The organism is Paenibacillus sp. Lou8.1 (assembly GCF_024213565.1).
Taxonomy (GTDB): Bacteria; Bacillota; Bacilli; order Paenibacillales; family Paenibacillaceae; genus Paenibacillus; species Paenibacillus polymyxa_B.
Genome location: NZ_JANAVN010000017.1, coordinates 85,909 through 106,845, shown reverse-complemented (window position 1 = coordinate 106,845; position 20,937 = coordinate 85,909). Strand labels below are relative to the sequence as shown.

14 protein-coding genes, 2 tRNA genes and 8 pseudogenes are annotated in these 20,937 nt (G+C 39.0%); 17 read left to right on the top strand and 7 right to left on the bottom strand.

Features of this window, described 5'->3' with window-relative positions; translation table 11 throughout:
• The first annotated feature begins 144 nt into the window (after positions 1-144).
• From NLX78_RS22240 to NLX78_RS22225, 4 genes are all read left to right on the top strand, one after another.
• Positions 145-218, top strand: a tRNA-Cys gene (locus tag NLX78_RS22240).
• 373 nt (positions 219-591) lie between these two features.
• The gene (gene serA, locus NLX78_RS22235; RefSeq protein WP_254351521.1) at positions 592-2,241 is read left to right on the top strand and encodes a phosphoglycerate dehydrogenase; all 1,650 of its coding nucleotides are present in this window, start codon (positions 592-594) and stop codon (positions 2,239-2,241) included.
• Positions 2,242-2,497: 256 nt separating this feature from the next.
• Complete coding sequence (locus tag NLX78_RS22230) at positions 2,498-3,721, top strand: cysteine desulfurase (RefSeq protein ID WP_254351520.1); 1,224 nt, start codon at positions 2,498-2,500, stop codon at positions 3,719-3,721.
• A gap of 237 nt (positions 3,722-3,958) precedes the next feature.
• Positions 3,959-4,399 carry a redoxin family protein gene (locus tag NLX78_RS22225; RefSeq protein ID WP_254351519.1) on the top strand — a complete coding sequence of 147 codons (441 nt, stop codon included), beginning with the start codon at positions 3,959-3,961 and terminating at the stop codon, positions 4,397-4,399.
• A 27-nt stretch (positions 4,400-4,426) separates the two neighbouring features.
• On the opposite strand, the pseudogene NLX78_RS22220 reads toward NLX78_RS22225, so the two are convergent.
• A pseudogene (locus NLX78_RS22220) lies at positions 4,427-4,567 on the bottom strand (LysR family transcriptional regulator); the annotation flags it as partial.
• Between the two features lie 304 nt (positions 4,568-4,871).
• Here NLX78_RS22220 and NLX78_RS22215 point away from each other — a divergent pair.
• From NLX78_RS22215 to nspC, 4 genes are all read left to right on the top strand, one after another.
• A tRNA-Cys gene (locus tag NLX78_RS22215) sits at positions 4,872-4,942 on the top strand.
• Positions 4,943-5,195: 253 nt separating this feature from the next.
• Positions 5,196-5,789 (top strand): HD domain-containing protein, encoded by a 594-nt coding sequence (locus NLX78_RS22210; RefSeq protein ID WP_254351537.1) that lies wholly within the window; start codon positions 5,196-5,198, stop codon positions 5,787-5,789.
• Between the two features lie 169 nt (positions 5,790-5,958).
• A complete protein-coding gene (gene pdxK / locus NLX78_RS22205) occupies positions 5,959-6,765 on the top strand; it encodes a pyridoxine/pyridoxal/pyridoxamine kinase (RefSeq protein WP_254330685.1) in 807 nt (268 codons plus the stop codon).
• A 350-nt stretch (positions 6,766-7,115) separates the two neighbouring features.
• Entirely contained in the window at positions 7,116-8,264 is a 1,149-nt protein-coding gene (gene nspC, locus NLX78_RS22200) for a carboxynorspermidine decarboxylase (RefSeq protein ID WP_254351518.1), read from the top strand.
• Between the two features lie 3 nt (positions 8,265-8,267).
• Here the strand turns inward: nspC and NLX78_RS26920 are convergent.
• Positions 8,268-8,618, bottom strand: a pseudogene (locus NLX78_RS26920) (transposase); the annotation flags it as partial.
• A gap of 622 nt (positions 8,619-9,240) precedes the next feature.
• Here NLX78_RS26920 and NLX78_RS22195 point away from each other — a divergent pair.
• The 9 genes and pseudogenes from NLX78_RS22195 to NLX78_RS22155 all read left to right on the top strand — a co-directional run bounded on the left by NLX78_RS22195 (position 9,241) and on the right by NLX78_RS22155 (position 15,821).
• Entirely contained in the window at positions 9,241-9,681 is a 441-nt protein-coding gene (locus NLX78_RS22195) for a DMT family transporter (RefSeq protein WP_254330681.1), read from the top strand.
• A gap of 280 nt (positions 9,682-9,961) precedes the next feature.
• A complete protein-coding gene (locus NLX78_RS26790; protein ID WP_322197581.1) occupies positions 9,962-10,105 on the top strand; it encodes a hypothetical protein in 144 nt (47 codons plus the stop codon).
• A 358-nt stretch (positions 10,106-10,463) separates the two neighbouring features.
• Positions 10,464-11,660: a benzoate/H(+) symporter BenE family transporter gene (locus NLX78_RS22185; RefSeq protein WP_254330679.1), complete on the top strand. Its 1,197-nt coding sequence runs from the start codon at positions 10,464-10,466 to the stop codon at positions 11,658-11,660.
• Positions 11,636-12,006: pseudogene (locus tag NLX78_RS22180) on the top strand (beta/alpha barrel domain-containing protein); the annotation flags it as partial. The gene NLX78_RS22185 and the pseudogene NLX78_RS22180, both read left to right, overlap by 25 nt.
• A gap of 79 nt (positions 12,007-12,085) precedes the next feature.
• Positions 12,086-12,461: pseudogene (locus NLX78_RS22175) on the top strand (carboxymuconolactone decarboxylase family protein).
• A 314-nt stretch (positions 12,462-12,775) separates the two neighbouring features.
• Positions 12,776-13,325, top strand: a pseudogene (locus NLX78_RS22170) (YggS family pyridoxal phosphate-dependent enzyme); the annotation flags it as partial.
• A gap of 142 nt (positions 13,326-13,467) precedes the next feature.
• Positions 13,468-13,636 (top strand): annotated as a pseudogene (locus NLX78_RS22165) (pyridoxal 5'-phosphate synthase lyase subunit PdxS); the annotation flags it as partial.
• 443 nt (positions 13,637-14,079) lie between these two features.
• Positions 14,080-14,367 (top strand): annotated as a pseudogene (locus tag NLX78_RS22160) (asparaginase); the annotation flags it as partial.
• Positions 14,368-14,492: 125 nt separating this feature from the next.
• The gene (locus NLX78_RS22155) at positions 14,493-15,821 is read left to right on the top strand and encodes a TniQ family protein (RefSeq protein ID WP_254351517.1); all 1,329 of its coding nucleotides are present in this window, start codon (positions 14,493-14,495) and stop codon (positions 15,819-15,821) included.
• Positions 15,822-16,071: 250 nt separating this feature from the next.
• Here NLX78_RS22155 and xerS read toward each other — a convergent pair whose 3' ends face one another.
• The 5 genes and pseudogenes from xerS to NLX78_RS22125 all read right to left on the bottom strand — a co-directional run bounded on the left by xerS (position 16,072) and on the right by NLX78_RS22125 (position 20,930).
• On the bottom strand, positions 16,072-17,142 hold the full coding sequence (gene xerS / locus NLX78_RS22150; protein WP_165176794.1) for a tyrosine recombinase XerS: 1,071 nt from the start codon (positions 17,140-17,142) through the stop codon (positions 16,072-16,074).
• Positions 17,143-17,428: 286 nt separating this feature from the next.
• Positions 17,429-17,715 (bottom strand): annotated as a pseudogene (locus NLX78_RS22145) (immunity 53 family protein).
• An 860-nt stretch (positions 17,716-18,575) separates the two neighbouring features.
• Complete coding sequence (locus NLX78_RS22140; protein ID WP_254351516.1) at positions 18,576-19,307, bottom strand: NADPH-dependent F420 reductase; 732 nt, start codon at positions 19,305-19,307, stop codon at positions 18,576-18,578.
• Positions 19,308-19,376: 69 nt separating this feature from the next.
• Entirely contained in the window at positions 19,377-19,571 is a 195-nt protein-coding gene (locus tag NLX78_RS22135; RefSeq protein WP_254351515.1) for a hypothetical protein, read from the bottom strand.
• A gap of 390 nt (positions 19,572-19,961) precedes the next feature.
• Positions 19,962-20,930 carry an NAD(P)H-dependent flavin oxidoreductase gene (locus NLX78_RS22125; RefSeq protein WP_254351514.1) on the bottom strand — a complete coding sequence of 323 codons (969 nt, stop codon included), beginning with the start codon at positions 20,928-20,930 and terminating at the stop codon, positions 19,962-19,964.
• Positions 20,931-20,937: the final 7 nt, after the last annotated feature.

Sequence of the window (20,937 nt, the reverse complement as noted above, 5' to 3'; positions counted from 1 at the left end):
AACGGTTATGTCGAATTTATGGATTGAGCAGATTATTAGTTTTTGGATGTTTCACTTCCACCCATTAATAGATATATTATAAACATAGCAAGTGATCAAATATCATGAGAAGTGAGGGCAGTATCTTTAAATATTTTTATTGATGGCGCCATAGCCAAGTGGTAAGGCTGAGCTCTGCAAAGGCTTGATCCCTAGTTCGAATCTGGGTGGCGCCTCCATCATAATTTCTAGTTCAAACAAAATAGTTCTTTAGCTATAACTAACAACCTTAAATATATAATGGTTTTATGATTTAGCGTAAAAACAAACGGCTATGTTGATACTTTGAGCCGTTTGTTTTTATTTTTATACAATATTTAAAATGAATTTTCGAACTAAAATCAAGTTGTATCCCTTTACAACTAAAATAAATTCGAGCAATCTTGGTGATTTTTTTGGTTATTTATGGAGTGCTTGAATATATCGATTTTGGATATATCTATACAAACCATACCTTGCTAAACTATCGTTATGTTTCTTAACAAGTGGTTTACAAACTACAAGACCGCATTTATATCTTGCAGTTTTCGGATAGAGAGGGAGGCGAAGGTCATGTTTAAAGTTCTTGTATCAGATCCAATAAGCGATTTTGGATTGCAGCAGTTGAAGCATGCTGAAGACGTGGAGGTCGTCGAAATAACGGGGATGAGCGAAAAGGAGCTTATTTCTATCATTCATTCCTATGATGCACTGCTCGTTCGTTCTCAAACAAAAGTGACCAAGCGCATTATAGAGGCAGGCGTTCGTTTGAAAGTCATAGGTAGAGCTGGAGTTGGGGTGGATAACATTGATCTGGATGCCGCGACAAACCAAGGTATTGTCGTAGTCAATGCACCTGACGGTAATACAATCACGACGTGCGAGCATACTTTTGCGATGATGATGTCACTCGCGCGGCATATTCCGCAAGCCTATACCAAAACCGTTGCTGGACAATGGGACCGCAAATCATTTCTTGGTGTTGAATTGCGAAATAAGACACTTGGCGTGCTTGGACTTGGGCGCATCGGGATTGAAGTAGCTAAACGCGCTGCGGCGTTTGGCATGACAGTTATCGGCTACGATCCCTTTTTAACGGATGAAAGGGCGAGTAAACTGGGGATCGAGCCGGCGACTGTAGACGCAATTATCCGTATTGCCGATTTTATTACTGTGCATACGCCAATGACAAAAGAGACGCATCATATGATTGCATGGACACAGTTCGAAGTCATGAAGCGGGGAGTGCGAATCATCAACTGCGCGCGCGGGGGAATTATTGACGAGGCGGCTCTTGTTAAAGCAATCGATGAAGGGATTGTGGCAGGCGCTGCTTTCGATGTATTTGAACATGAACCTCCGGCACCGGATCACCCATTCTTAAGGCATCCCAAAATCATCGTTACTCCGCACTTGGGTGCGTCTACTTTGGAAGCGCAAGAAAACGTAGCTGTTGATGTCTCTGAACAAGTAATTCATATCCTGCGACAGGAACCCTATAAAAATGCAGTTAATATACCGACCGTTTCATCCGACCTGCTAAACCAATTACAGCCTTGGTTCAGATTGTGCGAACAACTGGGGAAATCGCTTGTTCAGATGACGGACGGAGCGATAAGAGAAGTCACGGTGGAATGTGCAGGCGAACTTGCGAATCTAGACACATCTCCGCTTATCCCTTATGTGCTCATGGGGATACTATCTCATCATCTCGGCGCGGAACAGGTCAATATCGTCAATGCTATTCATTTGGCGAAGCTTCGTGATATTCGCCTTACAGTAGGAAAATCGTTGTTCGTCCAGAACGCATCCTGTGAGATAACCATTCGACTTAAAACGACTATCGAGGAAAGATGGGTGACAGGAACATCACTGTCCGGTGTTGGGGAACGTCTTGTCCGAATTGGTCCGTATCCAGTTGAGCTTCTACCTGAAGGACATGTTTTATTGATTTCACAGCAAGATATGCCAGGAATCATTGGACAGGTGGGAACATTGCTTGGAGATAGCGGTATAAATATTGCCACAATGCAAGTGGGGAGAAATAAAGTTGGCGGTTCAGCAGTCATGATCTTAAAAATCGATAAAAAAGCATCAAAGAACGTGATAGAGTCTTTACTCGCGATACGGGAAATCAAGCGCGTAAGAGAAATCTCCTTTGACGAGCGTGGCGAGGAAGAAGAGGAGCGTACTGGAGTTGATAGAACAACAGCCCCAGTTTGAAACTTTAAACTTTAAATATAATTGGTTTAATGATGATTGACAATCTGAATGCGGCTAATGAGGAGACCCGACACTGCCATAAAATACGCAGTTCTTTAAGGCATATATACAGGTGTGCTGAAGTTTGGTAATTTACTGCCCCTACATTATACGAAATGAGTTTCGTTTTGGCACTTCATTACGACGGGGATATCAAAAGGACGATCAGAGCTCATTATCTTGTATTAACCAAAACCAGCTATAAAGGATGATGATTTTGGATACTTCTAGCATAAGAAAACTTTTTCCTATATTGAGTCAAACAGTTAATGGTTATCCGCTTGTCTACCTGGATAGCGCAGCATCAGCACAAAAACCGACTGAGGTGATAGAAACCTTAAAACGCTATTATGAACAAGATAATGCGAATGTTCATCGTGGTGTTCATACGTTAGGATCACGTGCAACAGAAGCTTATGAAGGAGCGCGAGCTAAAATAGCCCATTTTATCCATTCAGAACGGGTTGAAGAAATTATTTTCACACGTGGGACAACTTCATCCATTAACCTCGTCGCCAGCAGCTACATACGAGCGATATGCAAAGAAGGTGATGAGATAGTTGTCTCTGCTATGGAGCATCATAGCAATCTCCTTCCTTGGCAGCAAGCGGCAAAGGCAACAGGTGCAGAGTTGAAATATATCCCATTACAAGCTGATGGAACATTTTCAATAGAAGATCTAGAGAACGTGATTACGGATCGTACGAAAATGGTGTCTGTTTCACACATTTCTAATGTACTGGGTGTTACCAATCCAGTGAAGCAAATCGCAACAATCGCTCATAAGCACGGGGCAGTTGTCATGGTAGATGGAGCCCAGAGCATCTCGCATATCAAGGTGGATGTCCAAGAGTTGGATTGTGACTTTTATGCCTTCTCGGGACATAAAATGTGTGGGCCAACGGGCATAGGAGTGTTGTATGGTAAAAAGGCTTATCTTGATCAAATGGAGCCGATTGAATTTGGCGGAGAGATGATCGCGGATGTAGGTCTGTACGATTCGTCTTGGAAGGAACTCCCATGGAAATTTGAAGGGGGGACCCCTATTATCGCAAGCGCAATTGGCTTGGGTGCCGCCATTGATTTTCTTGAGCAAATCGGATTGGATGTCATCGAAGCACATGACAAACAACTGACCAGCTATGCGGTACAACGAATGAAGCAAATTGAAAATTTGAAGATCTATGGCCCTGAGGAAGGACGGCTTGGCTTGGTGACGTTTAACCTGGGCAAAATTCATCCGCATGATCTGGCTACGGTTCTAGACACGTATGGCGTAGCGATTCGTGCTGGGCATCATTGCTGCCAACCATTGATGAGACATTTTGGAGCTAGTGCTACAGCTCGTGCCAGCTTCTATTTATATAATACAGAAGCGGAGGTAGAGAAGTTTCTTTTTGCCTTGAACAAAACGAAAGACTACTTTAAGGAAATGGAATAAGACGAGAATTCGTTACTTACTATATATTCCGTTATTGGGTTGTGAATAAGGAATCCATATAAGGAGGATTGACTGGCATTCTGTAAAGATAACGGAAGAGTCCGAGTAATCTGTATTTTTCAAACATTATCATAAGTAACGTATACCTCCCTATATTGGTTACAAAGAGAGTTTCTTCCTTAAGTTGTCGTTTATAAACATTTTTACTAGATTGTAATAGAGGGGAGAGAAATCGCAATGGGTGAAAAAGTATTTGAGTCCGGGCATCTAGCCATGCCGGAGGATGATGGGAAGACAGCGCATCTTTGTGGCTTACAGATCCCCAATTTTACTTTGGCTGCAACTGATGGTCCGCAGTCCTGCGCATTTCGCGATCATTTCGCCGAACTGAAGGAAGTGGGTACTGAGAGGTTGTTTGGTCTTTCTACTCAAGCTACAGACTACCAAAAAGAGGTCGTTGAGCGGCTTCATTTGCCTTTTCCTCTACTATCAGACAGTTCGTTCTCCTTTTCACGAGCTCTTGTACTACCACTATTTGTAGTGGGAGGGATGATCTTAATCAAAAGACTGACTCTAATTATCAATAACGGGAAAATTGAACATGTGTTCTATCGAGTCCTTCAACCTGAACGAAATGCATCGGATGTAATAGCGTGGCTTTCATCGCGATATATCTAGAATCTGTTATTAAGCTTTGCAGTTCATGATTACTGTGCGTGCCTGTGAGAGTTCATGAAACATATTATAGCAATAATGTAGTAAAGCTCGCCCTACTTCGGTAAGAATTTTCAAACCGATTAAAGGAGACATACCGACCTCGTGTTCAAGTAAACGAATTTGCTGACTGTGTAGTTTCTCCAATTTCTCCAGCTATCAGTTCTATAGTATTCTCAACTTTACGTCAAGAATTGCATAAATAATGTTCGGATTTTGGTGCGAAAGAACTATCAAAATTAAGTAACAATTCTTTTTATTGGAGGTAGTTGTCTCTAAATATTTTGAGTTATAGAAAGTATAAAGGGACAACACTACAATATTTATGGATTGGATAAAAGTATCGTTTATGGATATTTAAATGAATCCAATTAATAGGTATCATATTTATTAAAATAATCATTATCTGTGTAACTAAAAAAGTTACCTTATTGATGGCGCTATAGCCAAGTGGTAAGGCCAAGCTCTGCAAAAGCTTGATCCCTAGTTCGAATCTAGGTAGCGCCTCTTAATCAAGTACCTTTATCTCGGAAGACGAAAAGCTATCTTACAAATTCAGTGGTTCACTTCATATATTGAAGTGCTTTTTTAATTCAACAGATAGACAGAAAGAAGACTTAAAAGCACCTTCTATCAATAGCCTCGATAATGATGATCTTTGTACAGAGAATATCGAATATTATAAAAATCTAGGTTGCTTCGTAAATATCCTGGAAACAGAAGGAGTGATATTTTGAATTCAATAATAAATGTATTGAAAATGGCCAAATTAGGGGAGAAACTCAAAACAGAGCTTCGTCATAGTTGGTTGTCGAATGGACGTAGAGAGAGTGTCGCAGAACACACTTGGCTAACTACCTTGATGGCTATGACAATTGAGCCTTACCTGCCTAAGAAGGTGAATGGAGAGAAACTTATAAAAATGTTAATTATTCATGACTTAGTGGAAATCTATGCAACGGACATTCCTGCATTTAAAACGATGAATAGCCCTGAAATGAGGTCAAATAAAAAACAAAATGAAATCCAAGCTATTGAAAAAATACGTGAGATCTTAAGTGATAAAAATGGACAGCAATTTTATGATTTATGGTTTGAATTTGAGGGGAAAGAGACGTACGAAGCAAAGGTTGCAAATGCTTTGGATAAACTGGAAGCTCAATTACAACATAATGCAGCACCTATTGAAACATGGCTGCCCATTGAGTATAAAATGACGTTTATGCTAGGAAGGCATATTGATTTTGATCCTGTTCTATCTCAACTGAAAGAATTTATTGAAGATGAAGGTGAAAGAAAAATGAAAGAAGCTGGTATAAATATAGATGATTCTTCTCTTCAAGTTCAATGCTGACTTCATGGACAATCTCCGTGACACACAGGTTCGAATATGGACGAGTGATTACTGGAGGGAGGGAGTTTAGCTTCAGTTTGAGGACCATATAGGTTATCAAACGGTACTATTAATTAATAAAATATGGATGTAAATATTATCATTAAAAGTATAGTAGGAGTGTTTGATTTTGGAAAAATACAAAGTTTTGACTATAGCAGGTTCGGATAGTAGTGGAGGTGCCGGTATTCAAGCCGATTTAAAAACATTTCAAGAGCTCGATGTATATGGAATGACTGCACTAACGACAATTGTTACGATGGATCCAAATGAACATTGGAAACATAATATACTCCCATTAGGAATCATGACTGTAAAAGAACAATTAAGAACAATTTTAGAAGGAATTGGTGTAGAGGCATTAAAAACCGGAATGCTTGGGTCAGTCCAATTAATTGAACTTGTTTCCGATGTAATAGAACAATATCAATTGGATAATGTTATTGTAGATCCTGTTCTAATTTGTAAAGGTGTAACTGAAGTGATATATCCTGAAACAATAGTTAGTTTACGTGAATCACTCATACCAAAAGCTACAATTGTTACACCCAATCTACTTGAAGCAGCACATTTAAGTATGATGGAACCGATTAAATCTATCGAGGGGATGAAAAAGGCCGCAAAGATTATTTACGATTTAGGCCCAAAATATGTTTTAGTTAAAGGTGGAAGCCGCTTAGAGCATGAGACAGCCTTAGACTTATTATATGATGGGGAAAATTTTGAATTTATACAGTCAGAAAGATTTCAAACCAGTCATATACATGGGGCAGGTTGTACTTACTCTGCAGCAATTACTGCAGAGCTGGCAAAAGGGAAGTCTGTTATAGAAGCGGTAAGGACCGCAAAGTTGTTTATAACTGAAGCAATACGTGGTTCATTCGCGCTTAATCAATTTGTAGGATCAACAAATCATAGTGCATACAAATATTCGTGAGGGTGAGAGTTCATTTAATGAAAAAATTAGGGAGATGAAGATTTACCAAGTTACTGAGGCGGTTAGTTATGAATTACATTATCACAAGCAAGATTGGAATTCGTCTAGCACAGACAATGAAGAGAAATGAACATTGTTTGAGAACGCCATGTCCAAATTGTTCAGTTGAAGTTCCTTGAGGCCTTATCAGGTATGATGGAACCTTCACTCTGTGATAACGGTATCAATATTTCTACGTTGTTTTAAAATGCTTAAAGATAAAATCCCCACCCATTCATTGAAACATAAAATAGATACAGTTTGCCTCGGTGAGAGGGATTCTCGCCAGTGCAGCTTGTTAGAGGTGTAATATGACAAAGATAGATTTTAATAACACTCAGATGCCTTCACCAAGTTGCATCGTTGACGAGAGACTGCTGAAGCGTAATTTGGAAGTACTGGATTCAGTACAAAAACGTACGGGAGCCAGTATCCTACTCGCTCTTAAAGGATTCTCAATGTGGTCCACATTCCCTCTCGTAGGAGAGTATCTTAAAGGGGTAACATCCAGTTCTCTGTTTGAGGCTCGTCTCGGCTTTGAGAAAATGGGAAAGGAAGTTCACGCATACCAACCAGCTTACAGCGATCATGAAATTGATGAGATGCTTAGTTATGTAGATCATATAGTCTTTAACTCCTTTGACCAATTGAAGAAGTTCAAAGACAAAGTGAAGAATGTGAAAGATAAAAACATCGAGATAGGTCTGCGGGTAAACCCTGAATATTCAGAGACAGAGACCGCTCTATATGATCCTTGTTATGCTCATTCCCGTCTTGGCATCACACTGGCTAACTTCAAGCCGGATGAACTGGATGGTGTAGACGGTATTCACTTTCACAGTATGTGTGAACAGAATTCTGATACATTGGAGCGTACAATCGAGGTCGTAGAAGATAAATTCGGCGAGTATATTCATAAGATGAAGTGGCTGAACCTAGGTGGCGGTCATCATATCACAAGACCGGATTATGATATTGAAGCTCTCATTCGTATTATTAACCATTTGAAGGAAACGTACAAGGTTGAAGTCTACCTGGAGCCAGGTGAAGCAATCGCCCTGAACACGGGTTACCTGGTAGCAACTGTTCTTGATATCGTCACCAATGGTATAGAAATCGCCATTTTGGATACTTCTGCGGAATGCCATATGCCGGATGTCCTTGCGATGCCTTATCGTCCGCAAATTATGGGCGCTGGACAGCCTGAAGAGAAGGCATACACTTACCGTTTGGGTGGTATGACTTGTCTGGCTGGTGACGTGATCGGCGATTATTCTTTTGAGAAACCGCTGCAAGTGGGTGATAGATTGGTCTTTTTGGATATGGCCCACTATACAATGGTTAAAAATCATATGTTTAATGGTATGAATCTTCCTTCGATTGTAACATATAATGAAGAGCAAGGTATCAATGTAATACGTCAATTCAAATATGAAGATTACAGCAATCGTTTGTCTTAATCCTTACCTCTTATATAGTAATGGAGAACCTCTGTCGTTGAAAGCAGAGTCAGAGTCCAGACAAACCCCTTTGTTTCGAATAAAACTTAGGAGTTTGTCTTGTTTTTTAGCAAGGACGAGCAAAAATATGCCTAATTTGTGTTTTGAACCACCTGACCCCCATAGCCAGGTGACCATTTTTTGAGATTCATACATGCATAAACGAGCATGGCATGCGATGGACACCTTTCTTAGCCCTCGTAAGGTCGTCCATCGCATGCCATGCTTTTCCTATAGAGCTGCAAATATGCGTTCAATCGTTTCCTTGCATTTGGCATAGATTTTTTTGTTCTGCTCGGTATGGCGAAGGTCTTCAGTGAATGGCAATCTGAAAGCGGCCTTCGTAACCGTTTTCACTCAGAATTTTTTACACCTCAATTCACAAGTTTTCTTTACCTATTCGACAAAAAAATTGTGCAACTATTTTATTTTAATTATGGACTGATCTAATTAGTAGCTTATGGATGTTTGAATCCCCTCCAATAATAGATAAACTATCATTGATTCCTAGTTTTAATCGGGGTGGCGCTTCTAAAATGAAGAAGTCTTAATTTAACTAAATAGGTATATATTTATTTTTTTGAAATCAGTTCGGAAAATTCCAATTTGGTATGGTTTTGGAATTTATGTCATTTGTTTATAAGTGTTATAATTTTTGCTTATAAAGGTTTGAGATATACTTTCACCTTTCAAATATTCTTTGGCGGTATTGTTCTCCTTATTATCGATTCTAGCTTTGAAAACTTTATTCATTATCCTGATAGAGTTAGTTTTTCTTTTTAAGTATGTTATTAGTTTCGTTTTTTTTAATGCTTTTTCGGGAAGGTATAGCAGTCGATTTAATCGGCTCTGATTTGTGACCATTGAAGAATGTGAAGGTTTTCTAGCCCGAAGAAGCATCAAACATAAAAATCACAAAATTAAGGAGGTTACTGGATTGGCTATTTTGTTAATGTTATTTGCAATATTGGCTGGGATGGCTCTTCCTACCCAATTTAGCGTTAATTCGCAATTACGAACTGTAGTGGGCTCGCCTATTATAGCTTCTGCCATTTCTTTCGTGGTTGGAGCCGTAGTTTTAATTATCGTGTCGTTATTTGGAAAGGGAATTTATATTAAAAAAGAATGGTTTGAAGCACCTTGGTGGATGTGGACGGGGGGATTGCTGGGGGCTTCTTATGTGTTGGCAACCACTATTCTTATGCCTAAAATAGGTGCCGCTTCCACAGTTGGCTATATTTTGGCAGGGCAGGTGATTGCCTCTATTTTAATTGATCACTTTGGCTTGATTGGTGCAAATACGCACACTCTTAGCTTTCCTCGATTAGTAGGATCACTTTTAGTGGTTGGAGGAGTCATTCTAATTCAAAAATTTTAATTATAAATTGGATAGGTCTAAAGTTCTTATTTGGAGCGTTTATAACTATCCATGAGCTGTTATACTCGTGCTCAATTCAAATTCTATAAATACCTATATTGTTACGGGTTTGATCTTTAATAAACTGTTGTGATAGGGATGGCTGGGAATAAAACCAAAAACTAATATTTTGCATTTGCCAGTAGTTGTTCAGTGAAATAAAGCATAAAAACTATGAGACAAATTTTCCCTCACTGAGCAAGATAAACAGGTCGAATGGCATTTTATTGGTCACTTACAAATGAACAAAGTAAAAGATGTTGTGAAAAATGTAATACTTATCCATTCTATAGTTCGCCTGAAGTTGGGACAAGCGTTGCATCATCAGCTCACTAAAGAGAAGAAAACCATGGATATTTTGGTTCAAATTAATTTTTCTCACTAGGAAAGTAAATTTGGAGCCCCTCCGGAAACGGCGCTGGAGTTGGTAAAGCAACTGTCCTAATTCGAAACGCTACACATAAAAGACCTAATGACAATTGGAAAGCTAAACGCTATAAACGAAGAAACAAGACATTGTTTTCGATTGTTAAAGAATATCTAAGCACAAATAAAGAGAAAAACTATCCCATGTGGTACGGACACTCTTTCAATGGGGATGTCTGGCGATTACAAAGTAGCTATTGAAAAAGGTGCTACGCTCGAGTAGGAACAAATGTTCGGGACAAAGCTATTTATCAGATGGGTATTATTAGAAAGAAAACATGCATGGGAATGATTAAGAGAGAGGTAGGAGAACACAAATGAACGAGAAATCCCATTCACTTCGTGGCCGAGATTTCATATCGCCCACCATAGCCGCTTTAATTTCAGTTATTGTCAACTACGGGGGTACTTTTATTCTGGTATTCCAGGCAGCGAAAGTTGCCGGTTTAAGCCCCGAAATGACGGCGTCGTGGATTTGGTCCATTTCTATAGGCGTTGGTGTAACCGGGATTTGGCTGAGTTATCGGTATCGAGAGCCCATCATTACAGCTTGGTCGACACCAGGTGTTGCATTTCTTGTTTCGGCGTTGGCGGTCACACCTTATCCTGAGGCTATCGGTGCTTACATGATTTCTGCAGCAGGTTTTATTGTTTTAGGGCTCTCTGGTATGTTTGAACGTTTTGTCCGGATTATTCCTCCAGGTATCGCTTCAGGTTTATTGGCAGGCATTCTATTGCAGTTTGGCATTTCAGCCTTTGAAGGAGCAAAAATAGATCCTCTGCTTGTTGTTACATTGTTTGTCGCCTACATCTTGTTAAGGCGCTTTACGTCCCGGTATGCAATTGTAGGTATTTTGGTCATCGGACTCATTTATTTAGTTAGTTTGGGAAAAGTAGATTTCAGCTCCGTTAGCTTAGCAGTTGCATCACCTGTTTTTGTCTTTCCGGAGTTTTCGCTACATGCAGTATTGGGTGTAGCACTGCCTTTGTTTATTATTACCTTGACTGGGCAATATATGCCCGGCATGCTTGTCTTGCGAAATGACGGATTTAAAACGAGCGCAAATCCCATTTTGACAGTAACGGGATTGGGTTCTCTCATAACAGCACCATTTGGTTCACATGCTTTCAATGTAGCAGCCATTACAGCAGCAATTTGTACAGGGAAAGATGCACATGAGGATTCTTCAAAGCGTTATATTGCAGGCATTGCCTGTGGTGTTTTTTACATTATTGTTGGTATTTTCGGGGTGACATTGGCAGCTTTGTTTTTGATTCTTCCCGCTAGCTTTATTGCAACGCTAGCCGGCTTGGCTCTAATCGGAACAATTGGCGGTAGCCTTGCTAATGCGTTGACCGATCCCAAGGGTCGTGAGACTGCCTTGATTACTTTTTTGGCAACAGCAGCAAATGTAACTTTACTTGGTGTAGGCGGAGCATTTTGGGGACTTATTGCAGGCTTGGTAGCTCATCTACTGATACATGGTAAATTAAAAAAAAGAAGTATCAACTGACTGAAGCGGAACAAGCTAAAATTGCGGAAGCTGCTGAGGCAACGGCTGGTATGGCGCTTAAACGCGCGTACTTTCTGATTTCGAGTCGCTGGTGGTGTAGCTCGAATGGCTGACCCAACAATTGTAGAAGAAGTGATGAGGGTATATCCATTCCGGTAATGGTCCAAATTTGTATCGGACATTACGTCGAGGCCAAAGTACTGGAATCATGGGGGGGGGGGGCGATTATATTGATGAAAGCGAAGTGTTAACCCCCGCAGATGAAGTTTATCATATCAGTATAGATGAGTTTACTGTGCCATTCGTTTGCGGTGCGAAAGACCTCGGCGTAGCTAACCTTAAAATAATAATTATACGGAAGGAACATAAATTATGGCAAGAGAATAGACTATTACAACATTGCGCCTGAAGCATTTAATATAATAATGAGATGGAAGCTTATATCAAGCAGACAGAAATCAGTGCAAAACTTATTGAGTTAATTAAAACCAGAGCATCGCAAATCAACGGCTGCGCATTCTGCTGAAATATGCATGCCGCCGACGCCAAAAAAATAGGTGAATCGGAACAGCGCATTTATTGTGTAGGTACTTGGGAGGAATGTATATTTTATTCTGAAGAAGAAAAAGTGGTATTAGAGCTTACGGAACATGTCACGCTTGTTTCACATAAACGTGTTCCGGATCAAGTTTACGATCGTGTGCGGCAACACTACGGGGAAAAAGGATATACGGACTTAATTTTCATCATTAATCAAATTAATGTTGGAATCGGCTTTCTATTGGCTATGAGGCCGAGTAAATTAGCTGACCCGTGTACAGCTCCTAATGGGAACCATTGATAGAACAAATGAAACGTGCCTCCAAAAAGCAGAATCCGTTCGATCATTAAGAAAAGGGGTGCTACTGCGTGAATGAGCCACGTTCTTTTTCTGGGATGTGGTTTTTAATATTTTTTTAGGAGAATCACATGATGAGAAATATTTTGGAGAAACTGACGGGTCAACAACTTGCCGAAGTAAAGCGACAACTGGATATTCGGGAATTAATGTGCAGTTGAGCGGTAACGTCGGCGCCGCGAAAGGGGGGAATCAAAGAAGTAAGTTACACAATTGGTTATTTCCACTTATGGAGCAGTTCAAACAGGTAGAATGGCATTTTATCGGGCATCTGCAAACGAATAAAATAAAGGATGTTGTCAAATATGTCACGTTCATTCATTCTGTGGACCGTTTGAAGTTGGGACAAGCGTTGCATAACTATCTCGTCAAAGAGAACAAGACCATGAATATACTGGTACAAATCAATACCTCCTACGAGGAAAGCAAATTTGGTGCTCCGCCTGAATTGGCATTGGAATTGGTGGAACAATTGTCTCAGTTCGAAACATTAAACATAAAAGGCTTAATGACGATTGGTAAACTAAATGCCACAAACGATGAAACCCGGCACTAATTTCCAATTATTAAAATCTATTCAAACACAAATAAAGGAGAAAAAGTTTCCGCGTGTAGAAATGGATATCCTTTCAATGGGAATGTCCGGAGATTTCAAAGTGTCTATTGAAGAAGGAGCTACTATTATCCGTGTAGGGACAAGTGTATTCGGTCCGCGTTATTTGCCGGACGAATATTATTGGAACGAGAATATGCGCCAGGAAGATTAGAAGAGAGATCATGGAAATAATTAATCACTATTGATGTGGATGTAACCCCTAGCAGATTGACTCTACTGTTAGTTCAGGGGAATCTCTTCAAAATCTTAAAGCGAGTCGAATACAAAAATTCAGAAAAATTTGGAGACAAAAAATGAAGACAGGTACAAAGCGGGTTAAAAGAGGGATGGCAGAAATGCAAAAAGGTGGTGTCTATGAAGGTTGTTTCCATTCCAGTTATGGCAAAGGCTCGCATAGGCCATTACCTTGAGGCGAAAATTCTTGAATCAATGGGCGTTGACTACAGTAATGATGAATCTATTCACGTAGAGGCATAAATCCGTAGACGTCACTATAAGCCCAGATAGATGATCAATCACCGTCTCTACGAGATTCGAAGAAACTATCTTCTCCAATTATTAAAAGAGAATATGGGTTAAAGGGATTATCCTATTCTTTCTTTTAGCACCAATTGCAGTTAATTGTCCCTAGCTTTTAGGGTGTAGAAATACTAATTTGCTATTCCGTTAACTAAAACCCAATGAGGAGAGGCTGTTTGAGTTGCCGACTCCCTTATCATATTGCTAACCTGATTCAAAATTCGTGTGCATGATAATCTCGACATCGTCATTCTAAAAGGGGATTTCCTAGACATATTTTCGATAATGAATTGAAGAAGCTTTATAACCGTTTTTTTGCGCTGCCATAACCGTTCATTTCGGGCGGTCGCACGTGCTATGTGACTTTAAATAAGGAGGAATTTTGGGTGGAATTTACTGAACTGGTTCATGAGTTGAGAGGCGAAGTAATTGAGAATGTACACTACGGAGCGATTTGTGTAGTGGATGAGAGAGGGAAAGTTGTCCATCGGGCGGGCGATCCTGAACATATGACCTTTCTCCGCTCGGCGGCCAAGCCTTTTCAAGCTATCCCTGTGTTGAAGCGGCGGATTCCGGAAATCTATGAACTGACCGGGGGAGAGACAGCTTTGTTTGCTGGGTCTCATCGTGGGGAGGAGTACCATATCGCTGCGCTCGAGTCAATGTACAAAGAATGGATGAATGAATACGAGTCACCTTGGTCAATATTTGAAAAAGTAAGTTTAGCCAATCATATAGACCGCACTGAAATTCTGAAAACGCTGGGTAATGCAGAAGTAAAAAAGATTAAAAAAATGTTTTGACTGATTCTAGAAGAGAACTAATTAAATTAAGTGGATTTGATTTTAACACATTGAAACAATATTTGGGAGTAGATTTATCCGTTCTCAACAAATCTGTAATATCAACTCTTCTAAAGCCAGTGGAGTATTATCAAGAACCTATTTCTACTTGGTTTCCTCAATCACTAAATTGGTGTCCAGAATGTATTAAAGGAGGATATCATAGTTGGTTACATCAATTCTCGTTGTTTCATAGTTGCCCGATTCATCAAATTAAACTATTGAGTTCGTGTCCAAAGTGCTTGAATCGGATTCCTTTCCTACTTAGCGATTTAGCACTAAACGAGCCATTTACCTGTAAGTGTGGATTTAAACTAGCCGATATCGGTAGCACCCCTTGGTCCCAATGGAAAATGAAGGTAGAGATAGCGGATGTTCCAGTTTCTAAATGGATAGCACAAGGGAAGAGAGATGATTCTAATCGATTGCTTTTTTCACCTCTAGTTAGTTCAATCCAACATTTTACTCTGGAACCTAAAATTCAATCTAAGTGTTTTTTTAATGTGAAAGTTACCTCAACTCAAGATTACTCATATAGAGATGAATTTAAAAATGATTTATATAAGCAAAATTGTAGATGTTTCAAAACTATAGATCATTATGTTAGAAAGAAATTCATCAAAAAACATCTTAAATGTATACTAATGCTTCAAGAACTTAGAAAAAATGAAAATGAAGAGTTTCCTCCCATTTGTCCATATGCCTATGCATATGTATTCTGGAAGCAAACTTTATTAGGGAGAGAGCATTTTTACAATAATCTAGTTATTTCTAGAAGAAGACCCGGTATAACTGTTGCAACTGAACTTATAGAGGACATCATAGATGACTACAAAAATAGGCTCTTTGCTCATACCAATCTGTCTATATATGATAACAGAGAAATGTTTCACTGGGTAATAAATCGTGTGACATCTGAACTATGTCTCAATTATTTTTACGAATGGCTTAAAATAGCGGTGGAAGGAGCCGAACAAATTAGTGTTCCGAATCGAGATAAATTAGATATTATGTTACAGAATAGTATTCCTAGAGCAATTCTTAAACACAACTCTGATGTGAGTCAGAAACAAAAGATCGAAATCATTCTTCCAAATATTGATAGAAGAATTAATTTAAATGAATTTAAATGCACGCTAAGTACTAAAACAATGAAGAAATTGTTATTCAAGATGAATTCTTTTAAGCCATTAAGTGTAGCCATGAGAATTTACGAGAATCCAAGTGATGAAAATAAACGAATTGAATCTTACGTTAAGCAATATGTAATGAAGTTAAGAATATAAAAAAACAAACAGATTTAATTCGCCTTTATTAGGCGATTTTTTATTTTTGCTGTAATAATAATCATGAGATATAATTAAAATTATGCATGGGAAATGAGATAAGATTCTTGTCATTTATGAGATAAAGTTCTTGTCATCCGACAAATCTTGAAAATCGCAATGCTCGTTATGAGTGAATGCGTCGCTAGACATTTAGTCAAAATACGGATTTTGTGAAGATGTTCAAGAGAAACCGCGTAGCGACACGGTTTCATCGGTCCATATTATTCACAGCATTACGCATCTCTTCATCTGTTAAGTGAGTATATATCATTGTTGTTTGAATGGAAGAATGCCCTAATTGATTCTTTAGTCTTGGGACATCGTTATTTTCAAGATGATATCGCGTTGCAAATGAATGCCTGAGCGAATGCACTGTTAGAGAAGGTTTCCCAAAGGCAGTTGCATATTTTTCAATCAGCTTTTCAATTGATCGTTGTGTCAGACGACGGCTTTTTCCTTTACGACCTACAGGAGCTGCAATGAATAAATAGTTTTCTTGTTTATCTGGTAAATATCTTGTTTCTCTGATCTGCAGATAACTTTCTAAATCCATTAAAGCCTGTTTGCTAAAGTAAACGTATTGTTCTTTATCACCTTTACGTACCACTCGAACTAAAGCTTTATTCATATCTAAGTCATCCATATTAATTCCTGCAACCTCAGACAATCTAAGCCCTGAACCTAATATCAGCGAAACGATTGCTGTATCACGCTCACGATTAAACTGATGAAACGTAAAAATACGCTTGTTTTCTTTATGTTTTTCACCAAAATCATAAGCTACAAATTGCCTGAATAATTCGAAATCATCATTTCTTAGAATTTTTCCTTCAATACGGTTTGCAATGGTTTCTTGGCTTTCTTTGATAGCATTCAAATCCATTTTGGCCATTACATTTCGTTGAATATAAGGCTTCAAGTCGCTTGTTTCAGCCTTATTCTGAAGGTAATCAAACAACGATTTTAGAGAGGACAATTTGCGATTTATCGTAAGTTTCTTGTTTCCAAGTTGATAATCCAGGAATGACAAGAAGTTTTCCACTTCACGTATTGTTAATAACTCCAATGTTTCTAAGGTTATTTCTTTCCGATTTGATGAAGTTAGATTCTCTGCAATAAGCCAATCGAAAAAAATAATGTAATCATGACAGTAATTAAGAAGTGTTGTTGGAGATAACTTGCGTTTTTTGCTATCTATAAATTCTGTTACATACCAAGGTAAATCGGACAATTTTTCATCAATACGTTGCATGTAGTGATTTTTCATTAGTTTATCCATTTATGTACAAACCTCCATGGATTCATCATAACCCATCATTATTTATTCGTCAAATTATTATTTTACGTAATTTTAATATTCATCTTACATTATGGCATGGTAATTCTGAATATCCCTATGAATAGGAGAATTTTGTTTTTTTTCAGCACACGTTCAACCCAAAGTCTTTTGGCTTCTGCTTTATCTTGAGCTAGCTTGGTTCCACAGTTAAGAAAACCCGCCTAAGCATGGGTTAAAAAGTTCTAAGGCTTAACATCTGTTTTATCATTCTCTGCGATACTGAGTATTAATCTAACTTTACCCATCTATAGAATATAGATAGCATTTCACCTAGATTTCCTGGGCCCCCTGCAGAAAATAAACTGCTCTCGATATTGCAGTGAATCCAGTCATCATCGCTTCTCTCTATTATAAGCGCATTAAATTTTTTGTTTCTAGTTCTGTTTCTTTTAAATTAATTTTAATATGCCATCCTGGGTTATCAAGCGTTGTTATTTTTATTCGTTCTTGATGCTCCCAATCTTCATCGCAGTGTAAATAATACCATTCTTGTAACCAAGTTAATATATCCAATCATTACACTCCTTATGGCTTACGTAAATTTTTCGTCACAGGCAAAAAGATTGAATTTTTGGATCATCATAATTACAAATTGCTAAAACTTTTATTTTATCAGTACTTCCATCCTCTAGTAAAACCTCACCATATTCACCTATTTCTGAATAACATATCAGTTTAGCACCTCAGTTTCATTAAGCATTTACTCACCTTGTTCTTTCTAAACTTTGATTTGTTGATTTTCACAGATTGATCTGTTCTAATAAAATTCCCTTGAGTATCCCACTCTTCTAAATGATAATTCTGCAATGAATGGATTTATTTCAGTTTAAGTTCCTTTCCCTAATAATTTTCTATATCGTCCATTACATCTATAACTTAACATTTCTATACTGTGTTTGCCTAAGTTGCTTCCAGTACTTTTCCTCGCGCTCTTCCTGAGAAAGCTTTTCACCATGTTATCCTGTCGTTCAAACAAATTTAATTATCGACCAAGCCCCTGTTCTGCCATAAAAAAACAACTCACCAGGAGTTGTTTTTAATATTCATGCTTCTTTGTAAGAACCCACGTACCTAATCTGTTTAAAATCTTTGGGTAATCCATGGATAAATGTATTTCTAATGATCTTTAATATTCATTAGATACTCAACTAAGGTCGCAAAACCAATGATTGAGGAGAAAATCCTTCTTGATGCGCCTTCTTCATGACTTCGCTTTCCGGCCGACGTGTCCGGTTTGAAATTCTTATTTTGCCTGTTATAGATGCGAAGGACATTAGCTCTTGCTTGGTTTGCACCTTATCCGTTTTGTTGCACAGGCCTCTGCCAAGATTTTTAAAGCACACGGATAAAGATTGAAGGCAAAAAAATTCAACTCAGGAGTTATATATATCTCTATTCAGGTTCACAATGTCTTGGTGCGAATATCCCCCAGTAGCTGCCGATAGCTTCTCTATCACTTTATCGCGGTGGAATGGAGCTTTTTCTTTATTTGCTTTTTTTAATGCTTCGGTTAGTTCCTCTTTGGTAAGTTCTGTGCAGTACGCAGGGGTTCCTGGCTGTTGTCGCCACGAATCACTTAAAGATCCGCTATCTACTGGGTCGAAGCCGAGCTCATTTACTACGTTCATGGTTATTTGTTTATGCGACTGGTTATCACCAGCAATCGCTATGGCAAGTCGTCCACTGGTACCTTCGGGAGCTCCTTTATATTCTAACGTATAGGCTAATAAATTGTTGAAAGCTTTAGTGATAGGTCTCCCTAACTGATTTGATACCCAAACACTTTCAACCAACCCATTCTCAATTTCTTCAATTTTATTGTCTCTATACGGATAATAATTTGAAGTGTCAACAACGACTACTTCCTCCCCAACTTTATCTACAATGCTGCGAATGCTTGGCAGTGCGTTGAAAGGGATCGATATGACTAGAACAGCAATGTTTGTTATTACTTCATCTACACTCACTGGTGTACCTGCAAGTTCTTTTCCCTCTAGCCGTTCAATCCCGCGAGCATCTGCAATTTTGACATCATGTCCATTCTCAATTAATTTTTTTGCGATATTCGACGCGATGGGTCCTGCACCTATAATTCCAAATCTCATTTTCATTTCTCCCTATTCTAAAAGTTATTTTACGTCGCTGATCGGGTAGTAAGAAATTATTATTATTTTTTATTTTAGACTTCCGTGTTGGTAGGGAACTCCCATATTCTCACGCAGTGTTTTACCCTCATATTCTCTGTAGAACAAACCGCGGTCCTGCAAAATTGGGACAACCAGTTCCACAAAATCAGCAACTCCATCATAGGCTATATCCAGAACAACCGAGAAGCCGTCACATGCCTCTGCCAAAAACCATTCTTCCAAGAAGTCAGCAACTTGTAAGGGGGTCCCTGCAACTACCGGATGATAGTTAATGACTCCATAGGCAAGTACGTCTCGTATCGATAGCCCTTGTTTAACAGTCTGATATTATCATAGACGGCTCTAATTGCTCTTTATCGAGTGGCTGATACTGGTTTTCAAATAATACCATGGATTAGAGGTAACCGCGGCTTAAGAGCAGGCTTATCTCCCGACGGAATACCGATACATAGCCCCACCCACGGAATCACATATTTAGGTAAATTCGTTTGATTAGCTGCCTTAAAGATGGCCTCCCGTTGTTCCGCCGTCAGGGTTTATTCGCATAAGAACGAACAGAGGTATGATTTTGAAGTAATTCAAGCATATTATTCAAAGGATGGGTCTCCGTTTTTACTTAATACCAGCTGCTAACTCATCAACCACTTCTTGTACATTTTGGATCTTTTTGATTGGTGTAATTCCAGTACCAACAGTGATAATACCACCTTCGCCGTTACCTTCAAGCATACCGATACGGATTACACTTGAACTACCCCCAACCTTAGCAATTTCTTCACGAGATGCGCCCTGGTTATCCATAGCCACCAATTTTTCAGCAAACGGTGTAGGCAACGAACGATAGTAAGCTGGTAAAGTACGGTACAACAACAAATCTGCTGCAGATGAATCCACTATCATTTGCTTTACTGATTGTGCTGCGGGGTTTTCAACAGTAGGAATAAAACGGCTTCCTAAAAAGACACCTTCTGCCCCCAATTCAAAGGCGCTGGCAACACCGCGAGCATCACCGATTCCACCAGCAGCGATAACTGGAATATCAAGCACATCAACGATCATAGGAGTTATTGTAAACGTACCAATGATACTTGTTGGCAATGTTCCACCCTCATCAAATCCAGTAACAACATAAACGTCAACACCCATAGCTTGAGCAGCCTTTGCATCTTCGATCGTTGGAGTCAAAGGACGATAAACAATCTTAATGCCCGCTTCCTTTAATGGGGTAATGATCTTTTCAGTCAATGTTCCTTCAACACCATTAAGAAGAATAACTTGAACACCTTCTTCAATGACAACTTCTAAAATTGGCCAAGTGAACTTCATATCTGCATCAGTAATCAAAGTTGTACCAAATGATTTATCCGTCAGTTCCTTTGTTTTACGTATCTCGCGGCGCATACGTTCTGCGGTTTCCTCTGGAGAGGTTGTAATTGTCGTTTGACCGGCATTCGGACCAAGAATCCCTAAACCACCCGCATTACTCACGGCAGCAACAAATTCAGCATTCGTAATCCAACTCATAGGTCCTTGTAAAATGGGCTTTTCAATACCAAGAATTTCTGTTACACGATTTTTCATAATTATT

What these genes read in the sequence shown, in the direction of transcription:
- NLX78_RS22125 (WP_254351514.1), bottom strand. Translation starts at nt 20,930, where the DNA reads ATGAAAAATCGTGTAACAGAAATTCTTGGTATTGAAAAGCCCATTTTA.
- serA (WP_254351521.1), top strand. Translation starts at nt 592, where the DNA reads ATGTTTAAAGTTCTTGTATCAGATCCAATAAGCGATTTTGGATTGCAG.
- nspC (WP_254351518.1), top strand. Translation starts at nt 7,116, where the DNA reads ATGACAAAGATAGATTTTAATAACACTCAGATGCCTTCACCAAGTTGC.
- xerS (WP_165176794.1), bottom strand. Translation starts at nt 17,142, where the DNA reads ATGGATAAACTAATGAAAAATCACTACATGCAACGTATTGATGAAAAA.
- NLX78_RS22210 (WP_254351537.1), top strand. Translation starts at nt 5,196, where the DNA reads ATGGCCAAATTAGGGGAGAAACTCAAAACAGAGCTTCGTCATAGTTGG.
- NLX78_RS26790 (WP_322197581.1), top strand. Translation starts at nt 9,962, where the DNA reads ATGAACAAAGTAAAAGATGTTGTGAAAAATGTAATACTTATCCATTCT.
- NLX78_RS22140 (WP_254351516.1), bottom strand. Translation starts at nt 19,307, where the DNA reads ATGAGATTTGGAATTATAGGTGCAGGACCCATCGCGTCGAATATCGCA.
- NLX78_RS22225 (WP_254351519.1), top strand. Translation starts at nt 3,959, where the DNA reads ATGGGTGAAAAAGTATTTGAGTCCGGGCATCTAGCCATGCCGGAGGAT.
- NLX78_RS22185 (WP_254330679.1), top strand. Translation starts at nt 10,464, where the DNA reads ATGAACGAGAAATCCCATTCACTTCGTGGCCGAGATTTCATATCGCCC.